The following is a 17,395-nucleotide window of genomic DNA, read 5'->3' as shown; positions in this document are numbered from 1 at the left end:
AAGACCTTCCCATGAATGCAGCCCTGTCGATGAGCCCGCCCACGAAACTTCCGGGTGATGTGGGGCCTATTCATTTCGTAGGTATCGGTGGCATCGGCATGTCTGGCATCGCCGAAGTGCTGTTGAACCATGGCTATGTTGTGCAAGGCTCGGATCTGAAGTCTTCGCCGATCACTGATCGCCTTGCGAAACTTGGTGGGCATATTTTTGTAGGGCAGAAGGCCGAAAACCTCGAAAGTGCCGAAGTCGTCGTAATCTCTTCTGCAATCAAGCCGGGTAATCCAGAACTCGATGAAGCGCGGCGTTGCGGACTACCCGTCGTGCGCCGCGCAGAAATGCTCGCGGAACTGATGCGCCTCAAGCTCAACATCGCGGTGGCAGGTACGCATGGCAAGACGACGACCACAACGATGGTCGCGACTTTGCTCGATGCGGGCAAGTTTGACCCTACAGTTGTAAACGGCGGGATCATCCACGCATATGGCTCCAACGCGCGTATGGGGCAGGGCGAATGGATGGTTGTGGAAGCGGATGAAAGCGATGGTACGTTCAACCGCTTACCCGCGACCATTGCGATTGTCACAAATATCGATCCTGAACATATGGAGCATTGGGGCACAGAGGAAAATCTGCATAAAGGCTTCCTCGATTTTACATCGAACATCCCCTTTTATGGCCTCGCGATTTGCTGCACCGATGATGCAGATGTGCAAACGCTAGTTGGCAAACTGACGGATCGACGTGTGGTGACCTATGGCTTTAACGCCCAAGCGGACGTGCGCGGGGTGGGGCTTCATTACAAAGGCGGCGTCGCGATGTTCGACATCCATCTGCAGAACGAAGATCAAGTGATTGAGGGCTGCTCCTTGCCGATGCCGGGCGATCACAACGTGTCCAACGCCTTGTCCGCGGTTGCCGTGGCCCGCCATCTGGGCATGTCAGGCGACGAAATTCGCAGCGCTTTGGCTGCGTTTGGTGGGGTGAACCGGCGCTTCACCAAAGTTGCGGAGATCAATGGCGTGACGATCATTGACGACTATGGTCATCATCCAACCGAAATTTCAGCGGTTCTGAAAGCGGCGCGCCAAGCGTCCGAAGGGCGTGTGATCGCGATCCATCAGCCGCACCGATATACGCGTTTGCACCACCACTTTGAAGATTTCTGCGCCTGCTTTAACGAAGCCGACGTTGTGGCGATCACAGAGATTTACGCAGCGGGCGAAGAGCCGATTGAGGGGGCATCACGCGATGATCTTGTGGCGGGCTTGATCCGTCATGGACACCGCCATGCGCGCTCTATCACTACACAGGATGAGCTGACGGCTTTGGTGAAAGAGCAAGCGAAACCGGGCGATATGGTCGTGTGTCTCGGGGCGGGTACGATTTCCGCATGGGCAAACGAATTGCCCGCATGTTTGAAATAGGGGCGCGAATTTTCGCCGATAATTCAGGGGAGCAATAGTATGATTTTGTCGCTGATTTTTGCGTCAGTCTATGTGCTTTTGGCTGCCGTCGTTGCGATGCTGCCGATCTAACGCCAATATTGGCCCGTTGGGATCATGCTGCTCGCGGCCCCTGTGTTGCTCGCTTTTATTTGCTATCAACATGGCTGGTTCTGGTTCGTGCTTAGCATGCTGGCGTTCCTGTCGATGTTCCGCAATCCTTTGCGCTATTTGTGGCGCAAAGCGCGCGGTGAACATGTAGAGCTGCCGCGATGAGCACATCCTTGGTTCTGGCGTTTGTGTGGCTTGTGTTCGCCAATGTGATCGCAATATTTCCTTCAAAAAACTACCACTGGCGCAATGCCTAAATGCTGATTGCACTGTGGAGCCTTTATTGGGCAGCTATAGACGCGTAACGGGCAAGTTCGCGCGCAAGGCTGTTGGCGAAAAGCGTCGCGTGGTGAAGCGGGATAATCTGGCGCGTGAAGAGCCTGTTGTGGAAGACAGAGTCGCGTTTAAAAAGTATCAGAGCGAGGATCTTGAAGCGGGAAAAGAGACGTTGGATCTTGTTGAGAGTGATGCGCCTGGGATCGAGCTCGAAACGGAGTAGCCGTTGAGCTAAGGGGTGCACGCGGACTCTTTTCAATGTGCTAAGCGCGCTCTAAACAGGATCGAAACCGAGCCGAATTAGCAGATTGAGCAACTTATGACCGACTTTTCTCATATTCGTGGTAAGATCAGGATGGATCGCCCTTTGGCTGATTTAACGTGGTTGCGTGTAGGTGGTCCCGCGGAAATGTTCTTTCAACCTGCAGATAAGGACGATATTCAATCCTTTCTTAGGGCCTTACCGATAGAGACCTCGGTGTTCCCGATGGGCGTCGGGTCGAATTTGATCGTGCGCGATGGCGGTATCAAAGGGGCTGTAATCCGCATGGGGCGCGGGTTCAACCATATCGAGTTTGAAGGTGAAACGATGCGCGTTGGTGTGGCTGCTCTGGATGCACATGTGGCGCGCAAAGCGGCGGATGCGGGGTTAGATTTGACGTTTCTGCGCACGATCCCTGGCGCAATTGGTGGCGCTGTGCGGATGAACGCAGGGTGCTATGGCAGTTATGTGGCGGATCATTTCGTGGAAGCGACGGCCGTGACGCGAGCGGGTGAAGAAGTGCGCTTTAGTACCGATGAGCTGGAGTTTGCCTATCGCCAAAGCAGCTTGCCCGAGGGCTACGTTCTGACCGAAGTTGTGCTGCGCGCAGAACGGGGCGATCCCGAAACGCTGCACGCCAAGATGGAAGAGCAGCTGCGCAAGCGCGATGAAACGCAGCCCACGAGAAATCGCACTGCGGGGAGTACCTTTCGCAATCCTGCTGGTTTTTCATCCACAGGGCAGGCGGATGACACCCATGAACTTAAGGCGTGGAAGGTCATTGATGAGGCTGGCATGCGTGGTGCGACCCTTGGTGGTGCACAAATGAGCACCAAACATCCGAACTTTTTGATCAACACCGGTGGCGCAACTGCTGCAGATCTTGAGGGTTTGGGCGAGATGGTGCGAAAAAAGGTTTTCCAAACACAATCAATAACGTTAAACTGGGAAGTGTTGAGGATCGGCGAACCGGTCCCGCAAAAATAGCTGTGTCCGAGAAACGGATGCTTCGGTGGCAAAAGAGCGAGCAGCTCTTACAAGTATTTGAGGTACGAGTTGGGAATGTCGATCAGGCAACCCCGCAACGTAGCTGTTTTGATGGGCGGACCTTCGGCTGAACGCGAAGTGTCATTGTCCTCTGGGCGCGCATGCGCAGCAGCTTTGCGGGAACACGGATACCAAGTGACGGAAATCGATGCGGGCGCTGATTTGGCGGCCCGTCTCATCGCACTTGCGCCTGACGTCGTGTTCAATGCGCTTCATGGGCGTTGGGGTGAAGATGGGTGCGTTCAAGGGATGCTTGAATGGTTGCAAATTCCTTACACGCATTCTGGTGTTTTGGCCTCGGCTTTGGCGATGGACAAGCAGCGCAGCAAAGAAATGTTCGCACGGGTCGGTTTGCCGATTGTGAAAAGCATTATCGTGCCTGCCGCCGACGTGCGCGCGCGTCATTTGATGGACGCGCCTTATGTGGTGAAGCCCAATAGTGAAGGCTCCTCCGTGGGTGTGTATCTCGTCGATGAGGCGGCAAATGGTCCGCCGCAACTTGATGACACGATGCCCGAAATGGTCATGGTTGAAGCGTTTGCACCGGGCCGCGAATTGACAGCGACAGTCATGGGGGATCGCCCGCTGACTGTCACCGACATCCTGACGGATGGTTGGTATGATTATGATGCAAAGTACAAAGAAGGCGGATCGCGCCACGTTGTACCCGCACAAATCCCGCAAGAGATCTGGGATGCCTGCATTGACTATGCCGTACGCGCCCATGAGGCATTAGGTTGTCGCGGCGTATCACGTACAGATTTTCGCTGGGATGAAACCCGCGGTTTGGCAGGGCTAATTTTGCTGGAAACCAACACTCAGCCCGGCATGACCGCAACGTCTCTGTCGCCCGAGCAGGCCCAAGCGATTGGTATGAGTTTTCCCGAGTTGTGTTCTTGGATGGTTGAGGATGCGTCATGCAACAGGTAGGCCCAGCCCCATCTGGCGGCCCACAGAGGCAAGGTGGTAGTGTGCTGAGCCGTGCGTCTAAGCGGCGCAAGGCCGATCCCGCGCCATCGCGTTGGTCTTATCGTCTTCAACGTTTGATGTTGACGCCGCTCTTTCGGTTTTCCCTGCGTGTGGGTGTGCCTTTCGCGCTGACCTTTTCGTTAGGGCTGGTCTACTTGTCAGACGAAGCGCGCCGCACGGAGTTGCAGGATGTCGTCGCAGAGATGCGTACCAACATCGAAGAGCGCCCTGAGTTCATGGTGCATTTGATGCAGGTTGACGGGGCGAGCGAAGACGTTGCCTCTGCCATTCACGAAATTATATCGATCAAATTCCCCGTTAGCTCATTTGATATCGAGCTATCAAACGTCCAAAAAACCATAGCCGATATGAACCCTGTGCGCGGCGCAGATGTGCATCTTCAGCCGGGTGGTGTGTTGCAAGTCACGGTGGATGAACGCCAAGTGGCTGCGCTTTGGCGTACGCATGATGGGTTGTTTCGTCTCGACAAAGAGGGTGTCTACATTGGCATTGCCCTTGATCGTGATGACTACCCGAAATTGCCAATTCTTGCAGGTGATGGCGCGGACGAAGCCGTTGTTGAAGCGCAGGAATTGATGGCGGCGGCGGCACCTTTGGATGATCGCCTTAAGGGGCTCGTGCGCATGGGTGCGCGGCGTTGGGATGTAGTGTTGGATCGTGATCAGCGGATCATGCTTCCTAAAGACGATCCCGTGCGGGCGCTTGAGCGCGTGATTGCGCTGAACCAAGTCCAAGACGTGCTTGAGCGTGATTTGGCGCGTGTTGACATGCGCCTTGCGCACAGGCCGACAATTCGAATGAACGAGAACGCCGTGCAAGAACTATGGCGCATCAAGACGACAGCAGTGAAAGTCCCTTATAATGAATGATCTTTATAGCTCTCAGCGTGCAATGCGCAGTATGCGAAAAGCAGCGATGCAGCGCGGTGTCGTAGCGATTTTGGATGTGGGCAGTTCCAAGATTGTATGTCTGATTTTACGCTTTGATGGCTCGGATAAGGTGAGCGAAACCGAAGGCGTCAGCTCCCTTGCGGGACAGACCGGATTTCGCGTGATTGGGGCTGCAACGACGCGTTCGCGCGGCGTCCGTTTTGGTGAAATCAGCGCCATGTCAGAAACAGAACGCGCCATTCGCACAGCGCTCCAGTCTGCGCAGAAAATGGCGCAAATTCGCGTGGATCACGTGATTGCCTGCTTTTCTGGTGCGGAGCCGCGCTCTTACGGGCTCGACGGGTCTGTTGAAATCGAAAATACGGTTGTGTCCGAGCAGGATGTGGCGCGCGTGCTGTCGTCCTGTGATGTGCCTGATTTAGGGCCGGGGCGCGAAGTTTTGCATGCGCAGCCTGTGAATTTTATGCTGGATCATCGATCTGGTCTCAGTGATCCGCGTGGCCAAATTGGCCAGCAGTTGAACACTGATATGCACATGTTGACCGTTGATGCGGCGGCAATTCAAAATCTCGCACATTGTGTGCGGCGCTGTGATCTTGAACTTGCTGGCGTTGCGTCTTCTGCTTACGCGTCGGGCATTTCCACACTGGTTGAGGATGAACAGGAACTGGGCGCGGCGTGTATTGATATGGGGGGGGGGGCGACCAGCATCTCTATCTTTATGAAAAAGCACATGATTTTCGCCGATGCCGTTCGCATGGGTGGCAATCACATAACATCGGATATTTCGATGGGCTTGCAAGTGCCGATGACCACAGCCGAGCGGATTAAAACAGTGAACGGCGGTGTTGTGGCAACGGGCATGGATGATCGCGACATGATCGACACAGGCGGTGACACGGGCGATTGGGATCACGATCGTCGCCAAGTGAGCCGTGCGGAACTGATCGGGATTATGCGTCCTCGCGTCGAAGAAATTCTAGAAGACGTGCGCGCGCGTCTTGATGCCGCTGGATTTGATCACCTGGCGAGCCAACAAATTGTCTTGACAGGCGGGGGCAGCCAAATCCCGGGGCTTGACGGTTTGGCAAGCAAAATTTTGGGCCAGCAAGTACGCCTTGGTCGGCCTTTGCGTGTGCGTGGGTTGCCTGGTGCAACCACAGGCTCCGGCTTCTCCAGCGCAGTTGGTTTGTGCCTGTTTGCGGCGCATCCACAAGACGAATTGTGGGACTTTGAAATTCTTGAGAATAATCAAGGGCGTTCTATCAAACGCGCTGTAAAGTGGTTCCGCGACAATTGGTAACCGCTACATCTGGCCGTTTAGGCTAAATACGGCAGAAATCCGCTGAAAGACCCGCACATTTTGTGAGTTTTTCGCTTTTTTGCGTGACGTCACCGAATCACTTGGTTAAGCTAAAAGCAATCAGGCAACAAAAATGATCCGAAAATGGATCGGCAGACACAGGCGGACAGAACATGACATTGAACCTAACGGTGCCAGGACAGGAAGACTTGAAGCCACGCATTACGGTATTTGGCGTGGGCGGAGCGGGCGGCAATGCTGTCAACAACATGATCGAGAAAGAACTTGATGGTGTGGATTTCGTGGTCGCGAACACGGATGCGCAGGCGCTGCAACAATCGATGTCGCAAAGCCGGGTTCAGCTGGGTGTTAAAGTTACTGAAGGTCTCGGTGCCGGTGCGCGTGCAACTGTTGGTGCTGCCGCTGCCGAAGAGAGCATCGAACAAATTGTTGACCACCTCGCAGGTGCGCACATGTGTTTCATCACAGCCGGAATGGGCGGTGGTACTGGAACAGGTGCGGCGCCAATTATCGCACAAGCGGCGCGTGAATTGGGTGTTCTGACTGTTGGTGTTGTTACCAAGCCGTTCCAGTTTGAGGGCGGTAAGCGTATGAAGCAGGCTGAAGATGGTGTTGAAGCTCTTCAGAAAGTTGTCGATACGCTGATCATTATTCCAAACCAAAACCTGTTCCGTCTGGCTAATGAAAAAACTACTTTCACCGAGGCGTTTAGTCTTGCAGATGATGTGCTTTACCAAGGTGTTAAGGGTGTCACAGATCTGATGGTGCGTCCCGGCTTGATCAATCTCGACTTTGCAGACGTACGCGCTGTAATGGATGAGATGGGCAAGGCGATGATGGGCACGGGAGAAGCGACAGGTGAGGATCGTGCGATCCAAGCGGCCGAGAAAGCGATTGCCAACCCGCTGTTGGATGAGATTTCACTGCGCGGCGCTAAGGGTGTTCTTATCAACATCACGGGTGGCAGCGACCTTACATTGTTCGAGCTCGACGAAGCGGCGAACCGCATTCGCGAAGAGGTCGATCCAGACGCCAATATCATTGTGGGTTCCACAATGGATCCATCTTTGGAGGGCGGCATGCGTGTCTCCGTTGTTGCTACGGGCATCGACGCACTTGCAACGACCAACGAAACACCAGTGCCGCGCCGCTCCATGGCGCAGCCTTTGGCTACGCAAGTAGAAGAGCAGCCAGCCCCCGCAGCACTTGTTACGATTTCATCTGTCGCAACCACGGCACCTGTCGCGCAAGAGCGTGTTTTTTCTGAAGAAATGAACACGCGAGCTGCCGCGGCCTCTGAGCAAGCGGAAGTTATTTTCGAGGAAGAAGCAGGAGCATTCCAGCCTGAACTTCCAAGCTTTATCGCGGATCGCAGTCAGCAGCGCTCGCCAGCGCCTGTTGAAGAAGACCTGCCACCGCCCGCATATCAGCCACCTGCGTTTGAGCCACAAGCGATGCAAGAACCAGGGCAAGCAGGTTATGACGCACTAAAAGCATCAAGCTTGGGCGCGCCGTCACCAGAAGCGATGGCTCGGTTGCAAGCTGCAGTTCACCGTGCGCCCGTAGAACAGTCACAATACCAGAAACCTGCTGCATCTGCCGAGGTTGAACGCCCACGTTTTGGCATCAATTCCTTGATCAACCGCATGACTGGTCATGGCCAAGAGGGTGCCCCAGCGCAGCCTGCGCGTCAGCAACCTCAAATGCAAATGGGGCAACCTGCAGCTCGGCAAGTCGCAGAGAGCGATCCTCAGCAAGAGCGCATCGAAATCCCTGCATTTTTGCGCCGCCAAGCAAACTAAATTAAAATTAACTTGATTTAAGAGGGGCGCTTTCGGGCGTCCTTTTTTCGTTTGAAATAGCTTTTTTGCGGTGGGTTTGAGCATGCTCAGCAGAAACCCGCTTAACCGCCTGATAATCATGTTTCAGACCGTTACAAAGTTTGAGTTGAGGGTTTCTACCTGCATCGTTATCAGATCACTGTAGCTCAGAACGGCGAGGCTTGACTGTCTGGTATCGGAGATTGCCTTGCAAACGACTTTGAAATCATCTGTTACTTTTGCTGGCGTCGGCTTGCATTCTGGTGCGCCTGTCGAGATGACTGTGCATGCGGCGTCTGCCGGACACGGGATTTGGTTTCGCCGCAGTGACGTCACGGGTGTTGACGCGATGGTGCCAGCACGTTGGGATGCAGTGAAACCAACGCCGTTGTGCACTAAGATCGAGAATGCAGATGGAACGGTTGTGTCTACCATTGAACATATCATGGCAGCACTCGTTGGATGTGGTGTTAACAACGCGTTGATCGAAATCAACGACGCGGAAGTGCCGATAATGGATGGCAGCTCTGCAGAGTTTGTGCGCGGCCTGTTAGGCAAAGGTGTGCTTACACTCAGCCATGATGGCTGGGCTTTGAGAATCCTGAAAACCGTTGAATTTCAGACAGATACGGGGTGGGCGCGGTTTGAACCTGCGCGCAGCCTGTCAATAGATTTCGCAATTGATTTTGAAGACGCAGCGATTGGTTCGCAAAGTAAGTCGCTGAATATGGCGAACGGATCTTTCGTGCGTGAGCTGTGCAATAGCCGCACGTTCTGCCGCAATTCGGACGTGGAAGCGATGTATGCTCAGGGTCTCGCCAAAGGCGGAACTTTGGAAAATGCCGTCGTTGTTGATGGTGACCGTGTGCTGAGCCCGGGTGGTTTGCGTCATTCGGATGAAGCTGTGCGTCACAAAATGCTCGACGCCTTGGGTGATCTGTCGCTGGCCGGTGCGCCAATTTTGGGTCGCTACACGGGCACACGGGCAGGGCATACGATGACCAACGCTTTGCTGCGCGCTTTGTTCGCGGATCCGACAGCCTATGAAATAGTCGAGTGCGATGCCTCGATCAATGCCAGTCTGCCCGGTGCTGGTGTCACTCGTAGCGAGATTCCTGCGGCTCATTAACTTCAATATGACGTGAAGATGCGCATTGTCCCAAGATTTTGGGGTATAGCCATTTTGCATGTGAATATTATGTGCTAGGACCGACGTGGAAACAGAGATAAAACTCTAACAGGTTCGATCAAAGGTGCTGGAATGAAACGCAAATCTGTGCGTCACGCTCTGACAGTTGCGACTGTACTCACTCTGACACTTGCCGGATGCAGCGGCGGTGATGGAGGCGGGGTCTCTCGTTTTCTGGGCGATGAATCGACTATTGCCCTAGACACTTTTACAGCCGAACAAATCTACGAGCGCGGTGAGTTCGAGTTGGAGCGCAAGCGCGATGATGATGCGGCATTCTATTTCGGTGAAGTTGAGCGTCTTTATCCGTACTCAGAGTGGGCGAAACGCGGGTTGATTATGCAGGCTTTTGCCTATCACAAAGACAAAGACTACGATAATTCGCGCGCCTCGGCGCAACGTTTCATTGATGTCTATCCCACCGATGATGACGCCGCTTACGCGCAGTATTTACTGGCACTGAGTTATTATGACCAGATCGAAGACGTGGGCCGCGATCAAAGCCTGAACTTCCAGGCCTTGCAGAGCCTTCGCACCGTGATTGAGCGTTATCCTGATAGTGAATACGCGAACTCTGCGATATTGAAATTCGATCTTGCTTTTGATCATTTGGCGGGCAAGGAGATGGAAATAGGTCGCTATTATTTGCGTCGCGATCACTATACCGCTTCGATTAACCGCTTTCGTGTCGTTGTTGAGGATTTCCAAACGACTACCCATACACCTGAAGCGCTGCATCGTTTAGTTGAGTCTTATTTGTCCCTTGGTTTGAACGAAGAAGCGCAGACTGCGGGCGCGATCCTTGGCCATAACTACAAAAGCACGGAATGGTATGAGGATAGTTTCAAGCTGCTCACAGGGCGTGGTCTGGAATTGAAAGCGGCGGGTGATAGCTGGTTGCGTCAAGTTTACCGCCAGATGTTGCAAGGCAAGTGGCTGTAATTCTGCATGCGCGCGGCTGGTTCGCGCGAAGGGATAGCTAAATGCTACGCTCGCTCGAAATACGTGACATCCTGATCATCGATCATCTCGAGCTCGGCTTTCAGTCGGGCTTGAATGTTTTGACTGGTGAGACGGGGGCAGGTAAGTCTATCCTATTGGATTCACTCGGGTTTGTTCTGGGCTGGCGAGGTCGCGCCGAACTTGTACGCGCAGGTGCGGAGCAAGGCGAAGTGACAGCCGTCTTTGATTTGCCGGAGGGCCACGCAGCACTAGGTGTTCTTGAAGAGGCGGGCGTACCTGTGGAGCATGAGTTGATCCTGCGCCGTGTGAACCGCAGCGATGGGCGCAAAACGGCTTGGGTCAATGATCGACGATGTTCTGGCGAAGTGCTGCGTGCGCTGTCCGAAACCTTGGTTGAATTGCACGGTCAACACGATGATCGTGGCTTGCTAGATCCCAAAGGCCATATGACCGTTTTGGATGCATTTCTTGATCAGCCAAAACTGCACAAGGCTGTAGCTAGCGCATGGACAGAACTGTCTGTGGCGCGCAAGTCTCTGAAGACATTAAAGGCTGCGATTGCTGCAGTGCGTGAGGAAGAAGAGTTCTTGCGTCACGCTGTGGCCGAGTTAGATTGTCTTGATCCGCAACCGGGCGAAGAGGCGACCCTTGACACGGTGCGACGCAAGATGCAGGGCGCGGAGAAGATTCGTGGTGACGTGGCGCGCGCGCACAGCATGATTGGATTTGAGGGCGCTGAAGGTGTGATCGGCGAAGCGATCCGCTGGCTTGATGGCGTTTCCGCGCAGGCGGAGGGGCAATTGGATGCGCCTTTGGCGCGGCTCAGCCGTGCGTTAGAAGAAATGGGTGAAGCGAGCGCTGGAGTTGAGAATTGCCTTGATAACCTAGAGTTCAATTCAACGGATCTCGAGAATTGCGAAGAGCGTTTGTTTGCAATCCGTGCCTTGGCGCGCAAGCATAATGTGACGCCGGATGAGCTTGGGGTGTTTGCGGTTGAATTACGCGATCGCCTTGCAGGGTTGGACGCAGGGGACGCCCAATTGGGTGAGGCGCGTACGGCCGCTCAAGAGGCAGATACGCAGTATGACGGTGCCGCGCAGGCCTTGAGCGACGCACGTGGAAAAGCGGCGATGGCGCTGGATCAGGCAGTGACGACAGAGTTAGCACCGCTAAAGATGGAGCGCGCTGTGTTCACCACGCAGGTGAGTGAAACGCCTGCGACGGGGACAGGGCGCGACGCGGTTGCCTTTACAGTGGCCACGAACCCCGGTGCGCCAAGTGGGCCGCTCAACAAGATCGCCTCGGGAGGTGAGTTGAGTCGCTTTTTGCTGGCTTTGAAGGTGTGTCTGTCGAATGAGAGCCAAGGTATTACGATGATTTTCGACGAGATTGATCGCGGCGTTGGCGGAGCGACAGCGGATGCAGTTGGACGTCGTTTGGCGAGCCTTGCGGAGGGCGGGCAGGTTTTGGTTGTCACGCACTCGCCACAGGTCGCAGCCCTTGGCGGGCATCATTGGCGCGTTGAAAAACATGTGGTGAACGAGGCGACATTGTCGACGGTTGTGCCCTTGTCACCCGACGAGCGGACGGACGAAATCGCACGGATGATTTCAGGCGATACGATCACCGATGAAGCGCGCGCTGCTGCGCGGTCTTTGCTGGCGGGTTGATGTGATTAAATCTGTCCTTTTAGCGCTTGGCACAGTGCTAAACGATGCCAAAGACAGTCTGAAACAGGTCTGGGCACATATGCGGCGACGTGGTCCTTCGCAGATCCAGTTCTGGTTTATAGCTTTGTTGATCGGGATCGCGGCAGGCCTTGCGGCTGTACTGTTCAGATATGGTATTTTACTATTGCAAACAAAAATTTACGGCGTTGAAGATGTCACCAAATTGCACAGTTTCGCGGCAAATTTGCCGTGGTATTGGGTTTTGACCATCCCGATGATCGGGGGTGTCGCTGTGGGGATCATTTTGCATCATTTTACCTCTGATGGGCGTGTGCGCTCCGTTGCGGACGTGATCGAAGGGGCAGCCCTCAACGAAGGTCGGGTTGAAAAGAAGGCGGGCGTCGCCTCTGCGCTATCGTCGATGATCACACTTGGCACGGGGGGATCGACCGGGCGCGAGGGGCCTGTGGTGCATATCGCGGCGATGATTTCGAGCTGGCTCAGCAACCTCATCCGCGCGGATGGTATTACGGGGCGCGACCTTTTGGGCTGCGCCGTTGCTGCGGCGGTGTCAGCGAGTTTTAACGCTCCGATTGCGGGTGCGTTGTTCGCGCTCGAGGTCGTATTGCGCCATTTCGCGGTGCACGCTTTTGCCCCCATCGTGATCGCCAGCGTGGCGGGTACGGTGATCAACCGCTTGGCCTTTGGTGACACCGCTGAATTCGCTTTGCCAGGTACCACGGCTCTGGAATTTTATGCAGAGCTTCCAGCCTATCTGATACTTGGTTTGGTCTGTGGCTTGGTCGCTGTGACTTTGATGCGCTGCGTGTTTTGGGCGGATGATATGGAGTCGCGCCTTCAAAGTAGATTGGGATTGCCGTATTGGATCAGGCCCGCCTTTGCGGGGGCGCTGCTTGGGCTTTTGGCGATCTGGTTTCCGCATATCATTGGTGTGGGATATGAGACAACGTCGGCCGCTTTGACAGGTAAGTTGTTGCTGCACGAAGCGATCGTTTTCGCGATGATCAAAGTTGCAGCGGTCGCCATCACGATGGGCGGGCGCATGGGGGGTGGCATTTTCTCGCCGTCCTTGATGATCGGAGCGTTGACGGGTTTGGCGTTTGGTCTGATCGCGACGTCGGTGTTTCCAGAAATCAGCGGATCACACACGCTTTATGCGTTGGCAGGGATGGGTGCTGTGGCGGCTGCGGTTTTGGGAGCGCCGATTTCAACGACCTTAATTGTGTTCGAGTTAACGGGGGATTGGCAAACGGGCCTTGCGGTGATGGTGTCGGTGTCGTTGTCTACGGCCTTGGCCTCGCGACTTGTGGATCGGTCGTTCTTTTTAACGCAGTTAGAGCGGCGCAATATCCATCTTGCTGCTGGTCCGCAGGCCTATCTTTTGGCGATGTTCCGTGTGGCCGGCGTGATGCGCAAGGTCGAAGATGGGCTTGATGAGGACGCCTGTTGGGAGATGATTTCGGAAGGGATCTACGTAGATGGTAACGCTACATTAGAGGCAGCGTTGCCGATCTTTGACAAATTTGGCGTTGATTTCATTCCCGTGGTGACCTTGTCAGGGGAAGGCCAAGCGCCTGAATTGTGGGGAGCTTTGTATCATGTGGATGCGTTGAAAGCTTATAACCGTGCGTTGGCTACGACCGCTGCGGAAGAGCATAGCTAAGCGTTTACAAAGGCATGGTCGCTGCATCCAGCCAAACTTGTGCAGCTCCACTTAGCTTGCCTGTGAGCTTGAATTTGCACGCGGCGTGATAGCTGTTCATCCACTCCAGTTCGGCCGCATTCAGCAGATCGGTTCGGATCAAGCGGCGATCAATTGGCACATATGTGAGCGTTTCAAAATCATACATTACGCGGTGTACATCGCCGCCTTTGGGCACATCCGCCTCGCAGACAACAACAAGATTTTCGATGCGAATCCCAAAGGCTCTTTCGCGGTAATAGCCCGGTTCATTGGATAGGATCATGCCCGGATCAAGGGGGATTTGGCTGACGCGGCTTAGCCGCTGGGGCCCTTCATGCACGCCAAGGAAATGTCCGACGCCATGTCCAATCCCATGATCAAAATCCTGCCCCGCAAGCCAGAGCGGCACACGTCCAACCGCTTCGATATCACGCCCCGCAAGACCTTTAGGCCAGCGCATACGTGAGATTGCGATCATCCCTTGCAAAACGCGCGTGAAGGCGGTGCGTTCTTCGTTCCCAGCAGTACCTATTGCGATGGTGCGGGTTATATCGGTGGTACCATTGAGGTACTGCCCGCCACTGTCGAGTACCAAAAGGTCGCCGTCGCTTAGGGTGCGCGCAGTCTCATTCGTGACGCGATAATGCATGATCGCGCCGTTTGGTCCAGCGCCAGAAATGGTATCAAAACTGATGTCTTGCAGCGCGTTGGTGGCGCGCCTGCAATGCTCCAACTGGCTCACCACGTCGATCTCAGAAATACTATTGGCGGGTTGGTGATCAAGCCAGCAGAGTAACTCGCAAACGGCTGTGGCGTCTGTGATGTGAGCGTTGCGCGTACCTTCGATCTCGACAGGGTTTTTGCGCGCCTTAGGCAGGACGCAGGGTTCGTTGCCATATGTAATTTCCGCGTCGCCCTTTGTGAGTGCGTCGATCACGGCGACCGGCACAGAGGTTTTATCGCAGCGCATTTTGCCTGCGAATTGGCTGAGTGCGGCTTTAAACTCAGAAGGCGGTGCGATGTCGATAGTCGGATCAAGGCCGAGGCTCGCAACCTTAGACGTCTCCACGAATAGTTGCACGCGCGCGTCGCTGTGCAAGATCGCAAAGCCATGGAGCAATGGGGTTTTGGAAACGTCATTGCCGCGAATGTTCAACAACCAACAAAGGCTGTCAGGCAGGGTGATCACTGCTGCTTGTTCGCCCTTTTCTTGCAAGTCTGCAGCGCACTCGTTGCGTTTGTCTATAGAGGATTTTCCAGAGTATTCAATGGGGTAGGCGAAAGCTGGCGTCATTGGCGCAGCTGGTTGATCCGCCCAGATTGCATCCACTAAATTATCGCAAGGGCGCAGCACAATTCCGCTATCAGCAAGCGCGACTTCATGCAAGTTCAACTGGCCTTGAGTCATTAACCATGGATCAAATCCCACGGTGCCACCACTCCGCATCTGTTCTTTGAGCCAATCTGCCATCGATGTTTCGGGCCAAGGGACAGGGCTATATTGAGCCAGGTCAACTTGGGATCTCACCTGCGTGCGGTAGCGCCCATCGATGAACACACCAGCGGTCTCGCGCAGGGCGCAACAAAAGCCCGCAGAGCCTGTGAAACCTGTAAGCCACTGTAAACGCTCATCCCGAGGTGCAACGTATTCGCCCTGATGCGCATCTGCGCGCGGGATGATGAAGCCGTCTAGCTGCGCGTCTTGCATCTGAGTGCGCAGGTCTGCAAGACGCGCTGCGCCATGCTCTGGTGTGCTGGTGGTGTCAAAGCTTTGAAACATGGCGCGCATCCTCTTTTGACGTGAGAGGAGCGCAAAGTCAGAGGGGCGTCAACCGACTTTCCGCATACCCATTACCCGCGCGCGGGCACGTGGGTCACTGTCAAACAAGGCGGCAAGTTGCTCTGTCATGGCACCTGCAAGCTGTTCCACATCGGTGATCGTCACGGCGCGTTCGTAATAGCGCGTCACGTCATGACCGATACCGATAGCGAGCAGTTCAACTGCGCGTTTCTTTTCGACCATCGCGATCACGTCGCGCAGGTGTTTTTCCAAGTAATTCGCAGGGTTAACAGACAAAGTGCTGTCATCCACAGGTGCGCCATCCGAGATCACCATCAAGATCTTACGCGCCTCAGGGCGACCAGCCATGCGGCGGTGCGCCCACTCCAGTGCTTCGCCATCGATGTTTTCTTTGAGCAGACCTTCTTTCATCATCAGGCCCAAATTGGGCCGCGCACGACGCCAAGGGCTATCAGCACTTTTGTAGATGATATGGCGTAGATCATTCAGGCGTCCGGGCTGTTGTTCACGCCCCGCATTGAGCCAAGTCTCGCGAGATTGGCCACCTTTCCACGCGCGCGTGGTAAAGCCTAGGATTTCTACCTTCACATTGCAGCGCTCGAGCGTGCGCGCCAGAACATCAGCGCAGATCGCAGCAATAGAAATCGGACGACCGCGCATAGAACCGGAGTTGTCGAGCAGGAGTGTCACAATCGTGTCCCGGAATTCTGTGTCTTTCTCGACCTTAAAGCTAAGCGGTGTTGTCGGGTTGGCAACCACGCGTGCGAGGCGGCCCGCGTCAAGCGTACCTTCCTCAAGATCAAACTCCCAAGAGCGGTTCTGCTGCGCTTGCAAGCGGCGCTGCAATTTGTTCGCAAGCCGCGAGACCGCGCCTTTCAAAGGCTCTAGCTGTTGATCAAGGTAGGCACGCAAGCGTTCCAGCTCGATTGGTTCTGCCAAATCTTCTGCGCGCACTTCTTCGTCAAATTGGGTGTCATAAACCTGATAATTCGGATCAGCGTCAGAAATTGATTGAGGCTGCGGCGGCTCAAGAGGGGCCTCGCCTTCGGGCATCTCTGCCTCATCACCCATTTCCTGATCAGAGACATCGTCCATGGAGACTTGGGCTTGCGAAGCGTCTTCCTGTTCTTCTTGGGATTGCTCAGCGGAGGCATCATCAGCCTCTTCGCCCTCGTCATCCTGACCGGAACTATCGGGTTGTTGTTCGTCTTCGCCGCTTTCTTCGGCATCATCCTGCGCATCATCATCGATGTCATCAGGATCATCGCCAAGCTGGTCGCCGTAACCAAGATCTTGGATCAATTGACGCGATAATTTGGCAAAAGCGGCCTGATCGTCGAGCAAATCATCGATATCATCCAGCGTTTCACCGGCCTGCTTTTTGATGAAATCCTTCCAAAGATTCATCACATTTTGCGCGCCCTCTGGCAGATCACGCCCCGTGGCGAGGTGACGCACAAGATAGCCAGCGGCAGTGGCCAAAGGCGCGTCAGCGGCATCCTTGATCTGGTCATAGCCCTTGCGCAGCGCCTCATTGCCGATTTTCGCGTCAATGTTGCCCGCGGTGCCGGGCATGTCGCGCGCGCCCATTGCCTCGCAACGCGCTGTTTCCATCGCTTCATAGAGCTCGCGCGCGGTTTCGCCCTGTGGGACATACCGCGAATGGGTGCTGCCATCATGAAATTTGCGGTGCATGGCAAGCGCGTCTGCGGTGCCGCGCGCGATCAACACCTCCTCGCGGGTCATGCGGCGGGAAACTTGGGGCAGGCGCATCGTGTCGCCGGACACACCAGAGGGGTCGACCGTGTATGTGACGGACAAGTCGGGATCATTCGCCATCACCTTTGTGGCTTCCGCCAAGGCTTTCTTGAAGGGATCGGCTGGGTTGTCGTTATTGCTCGCCAT

The 17,395-nt window shown here is 54.9% G+C and carries 14 protein-coding genes and 1 pseudogene; 13 read left to right on the top strand and 2 right to left on the bottom strand.

Annotated elements, in window-relative coordinates:
* Nucleotides 1-11: 11 nt before the first annotated feature.
* The 13 genes and pseudogenes from murC to QZ280_RS13350 all read left to right on the top strand — a co-directional run bounded on the left by murC (nucleotide 12) and on the right by QZ280_RS13350 (nucleotide 13,668).
* Nucleotides 12-1,424, top strand: a complete 1,413-nt coding sequence (gene murC, locus QZ280_RS13410) for a UDP-N-acetylmuramate--L-alanine ligase (RefSeq protein WP_293445009.1) — start codon at nucleotides 12-14, stop codon at nucleotides 1,422-1,424.
* Between the two features lie 129 nt (nucleotides 1,425-1,553).
* Nucleotides 1,554-1,718, top strand: a pseudogene (locus QZ280_RS13405) (DUF2484 family protein); the annotation flags it as partial.
* Nucleotides 1,715-1,810: a DUF2484 family protein gene (locus QZ280_RS13400; RefSeq protein ID WP_293445007.1), complete on the top strand. Its 96-nt coding sequence runs from the start codon at nucleotides 1,715-1,717 to the stop codon at nucleotides 1,808-1,810. The pseudogene QZ280_RS13405 and the gene QZ280_RS13400, both read left to right, overlap by 4 nt.
* A 26-nt stretch (nucleotides 1,811-1,836) precedes the next feature.
* Nucleotides 1,837-2,052 carry a hypothetical protein gene (locus tag QZ280_RS13395; RefSeq protein WP_293445005.1) on the top strand — a complete coding sequence of 72 codons (216 nt, stop codon included), beginning with the start codon at nucleotides 1,837-1,839 and terminating at the stop codon, nucleotides 2,050-2,052.
* 96 nt (nucleotides 2,053-2,148) lie between these two features.
* Entirely contained in the window at nucleotides 2,149-3,078 is a 930-nt protein-coding gene (murB, locus tag QZ280_RS13390; RefSeq protein ID WP_293445003.1) for a UDP-N-acetylmuramate dehydrogenase, read from the top strand.
* A gap of 75 nt (nucleotides 3,079-3,153) precedes the next feature.
* Nucleotides 3,154-4,068, top strand: coding sequence for a D-alanine--D-alanine ligase (locus tag QZ280_RS13385; protein ID WP_293445001.1), 915 nt, complete (start codon nucleotides 3,154-3,156; stop codon nucleotides 4,066-4,068).
* Nucleotides 4,056-4,997, top strand: coding sequence for a cell division protein FtsQ/DivIB (locus tag QZ280_RS13380; RefSeq protein ID WP_293444999.1), 942 nt, complete (start codon nucleotides 4,056-4,058; stop codon nucleotides 4,995-4,997). Before QZ280_RS13385 ends, QZ280_RS13380 begins: the two co-directional genes overlap by 13 nt.
* Nucleotides 4,990-6,321, top strand: a complete 1,332-nt coding sequence (gene ftsA / locus QZ280_RS13375) for a cell division protein FtsA (RefSeq protein WP_293444997.1) — start codon at nucleotides 4,990-4,992, stop codon at nucleotides 6,319-6,321. The genes QZ280_RS13380 and ftsA overlap by 8 nt, the downstream gene beginning before the upstream one ends.
* A 173-nt stretch (nucleotides 6,322-6,494) precedes the next feature.
* A complete protein-coding gene (gene ftsZ, locus QZ280_RS13370; protein WP_293444995.1) occupies nucleotides 6,495-8,144 on the top strand; it encodes a cell division protein FtsZ in 1,650 nt (549 codons plus the stop codon).
* 226 nt (nucleotides 8,145-8,370) lie between these two features.
* Nucleotides 8,371-9,291, top strand: a complete 921-nt coding sequence (gene lpxC / locus QZ280_RS13365; protein WP_293444993.1) for a UDP-3-O-acyl-N-acetylglucosamine deacetylase — start codon at nucleotides 8,371-8,373, stop codon at nucleotides 9,289-9,291.
* Nucleotides 9,292-9,423: 132 nt separating this feature from the next.
* Nucleotides 9,424-10,293: an outer membrane protein assembly factor BamD gene (locus QZ280_RS13360; protein WP_293444991.1), complete on the top strand. Its 870-nt coding sequence runs from the start codon at nucleotides 9,424-9,426 to the stop codon at nucleotides 10,291-10,293.
* Between the two features lie 41 nt (nucleotides 10,294-10,334).
* Nucleotides 10,335-11,984 (top strand): DNA repair protein RecN, encoded by a 1,650-nt coding sequence (recN, locus tag QZ280_RS13355; protein ID WP_293444989.1) that lies wholly within the window; start codon nucleotides 10,335-10,337, stop codon nucleotides 11,982-11,984.
* A gap of 79 nt (nucleotides 11,985-12,063) precedes the next feature.
* On the top strand, nucleotides 12,064-13,668 hold the full coding sequence (locus tag QZ280_RS13350) for a chloride channel protein (protein WP_293445206.1): 1,605 nt from the start codon (nucleotides 12,064-12,066) through the stop codon (nucleotides 13,666-13,668).
* Nucleotides 13,669-13,672: 4 nt separating this feature from the next.
* On the opposite strand, the gene QZ280_RS13345 is transcribed toward QZ280_RS13350, so the two are convergent.
* Together QZ280_RS13345 and cobT are read right to left on the bottom strand one after the other, a co-directional pair.
* A complete protein-coding gene (locus QZ280_RS13345) occupies nucleotides 13,673-15,469 on the bottom strand; it encodes an aminopeptidase P family protein (RefSeq protein WP_293444987.1) in 1,797 nt (598 codons plus the stop codon).
* 48 nt (nucleotides 15,470-15,517) lie between these two features.
* Nucleotides 15,518-17,395: a cobaltochelatase subunit CobT gene (gene cobT / locus QZ280_RS13340; RefSeq protein WP_293444985.1), complete on the bottom strand. Its 1,878-nt coding sequence runs from the start codon at nucleotides 17,393-17,395 to the stop codon at nucleotides 15,518-15,520.

This window comes from Planktotalea sp. (assembly GCF_018607995.1).
Taxonomy (GTDB): domain Bacteria; phylum Pseudomonadota; class Alphaproteobacteria; order Rhodobacterales; family Rhodobacteraceae; genus Planktotalea.
The sequence above is the reverse complement of the archived record's forward strand: the minus strand, read 5'-3'. Positions and strand labels throughout refer to the sequence as shown.

Coding starts and splice junctions, on each gene's coding strand:
- murC (WP_293445009.1), top strand. CDS start 12: ATGAATGCAGCCCTGTCGATGAGCCCGCCCACGAAACTTCCGGGTGAT.
- QZ280_RS13400 (WP_293445007.1), top strand. CDS start 1,715: ATGAGCACATCCTTGGTTCTGGCGTTTGTGTGGCTTGTGTTCGCCAAT.
- murB (WP_293445003.1), top strand. CDS start 2,149: ATGACCGACTTTTCTCATATTCGTGGTAAGATCAGGATGGATCGCCCT.
- QZ280_RS13385 (WP_293445001.1), top strand. CDS start 3,154: ATGTCGATCAGGCAACCCCGCAACGTAGCTGTTTTGATGGGCGGACCT.
- QZ280_RS13380 (WP_293444999.1), top strand. CDS start 4,056: ATGCAACAGGTAGGCCCAGCCCCATCTGGCGGCCCACAGAGGCAAGGT.
- ftsA (WP_293444997.1), top strand. CDS start 4,990: ATGAATGATCTTTATAGCTCTCAGCGTGCAATGCGCAGTATGCGAAAA.
- ftsZ (WP_293444995.1), top strand. CDS start 6,495: ATGACATTGAACCTAACGGTGCCAGGACAGGAAGACTTGAAGCCACGC.
- QZ280_RS13360 (WP_293444991.1), top strand. CDS start 9,424: ATGAAACGCAAATCTGTGCGTCACGCTCTGACAGTTGCGACTGTACTC.
- recN (WP_293444989.1), top strand. CDS start 10,335: ATGCTACGCTCGCTCGAAATACGTGACATCCTGATCATCGATCATCTC.
- QZ280_RS13350 (WP_293445206.1), top strand. CDS start 12,064: ATGCGGCGACGTGGTCCTTCGCAGATCCAGTTCTGGTTTATAGCTTTG.
- QZ280_RS13345 (WP_293444987.1), bottom strand. CDS start 15,469: ATGTTTCAAAGCTTTGACACCACCAGCACACCAGAGCATGGCGCAGCG.
- cobT (WP_293444985.1), bottom strand. CDS start 17,395: ATGGCGAGCAATAACGACAACCCAGCCGATCCCTTCAAGAAAGCCTTG.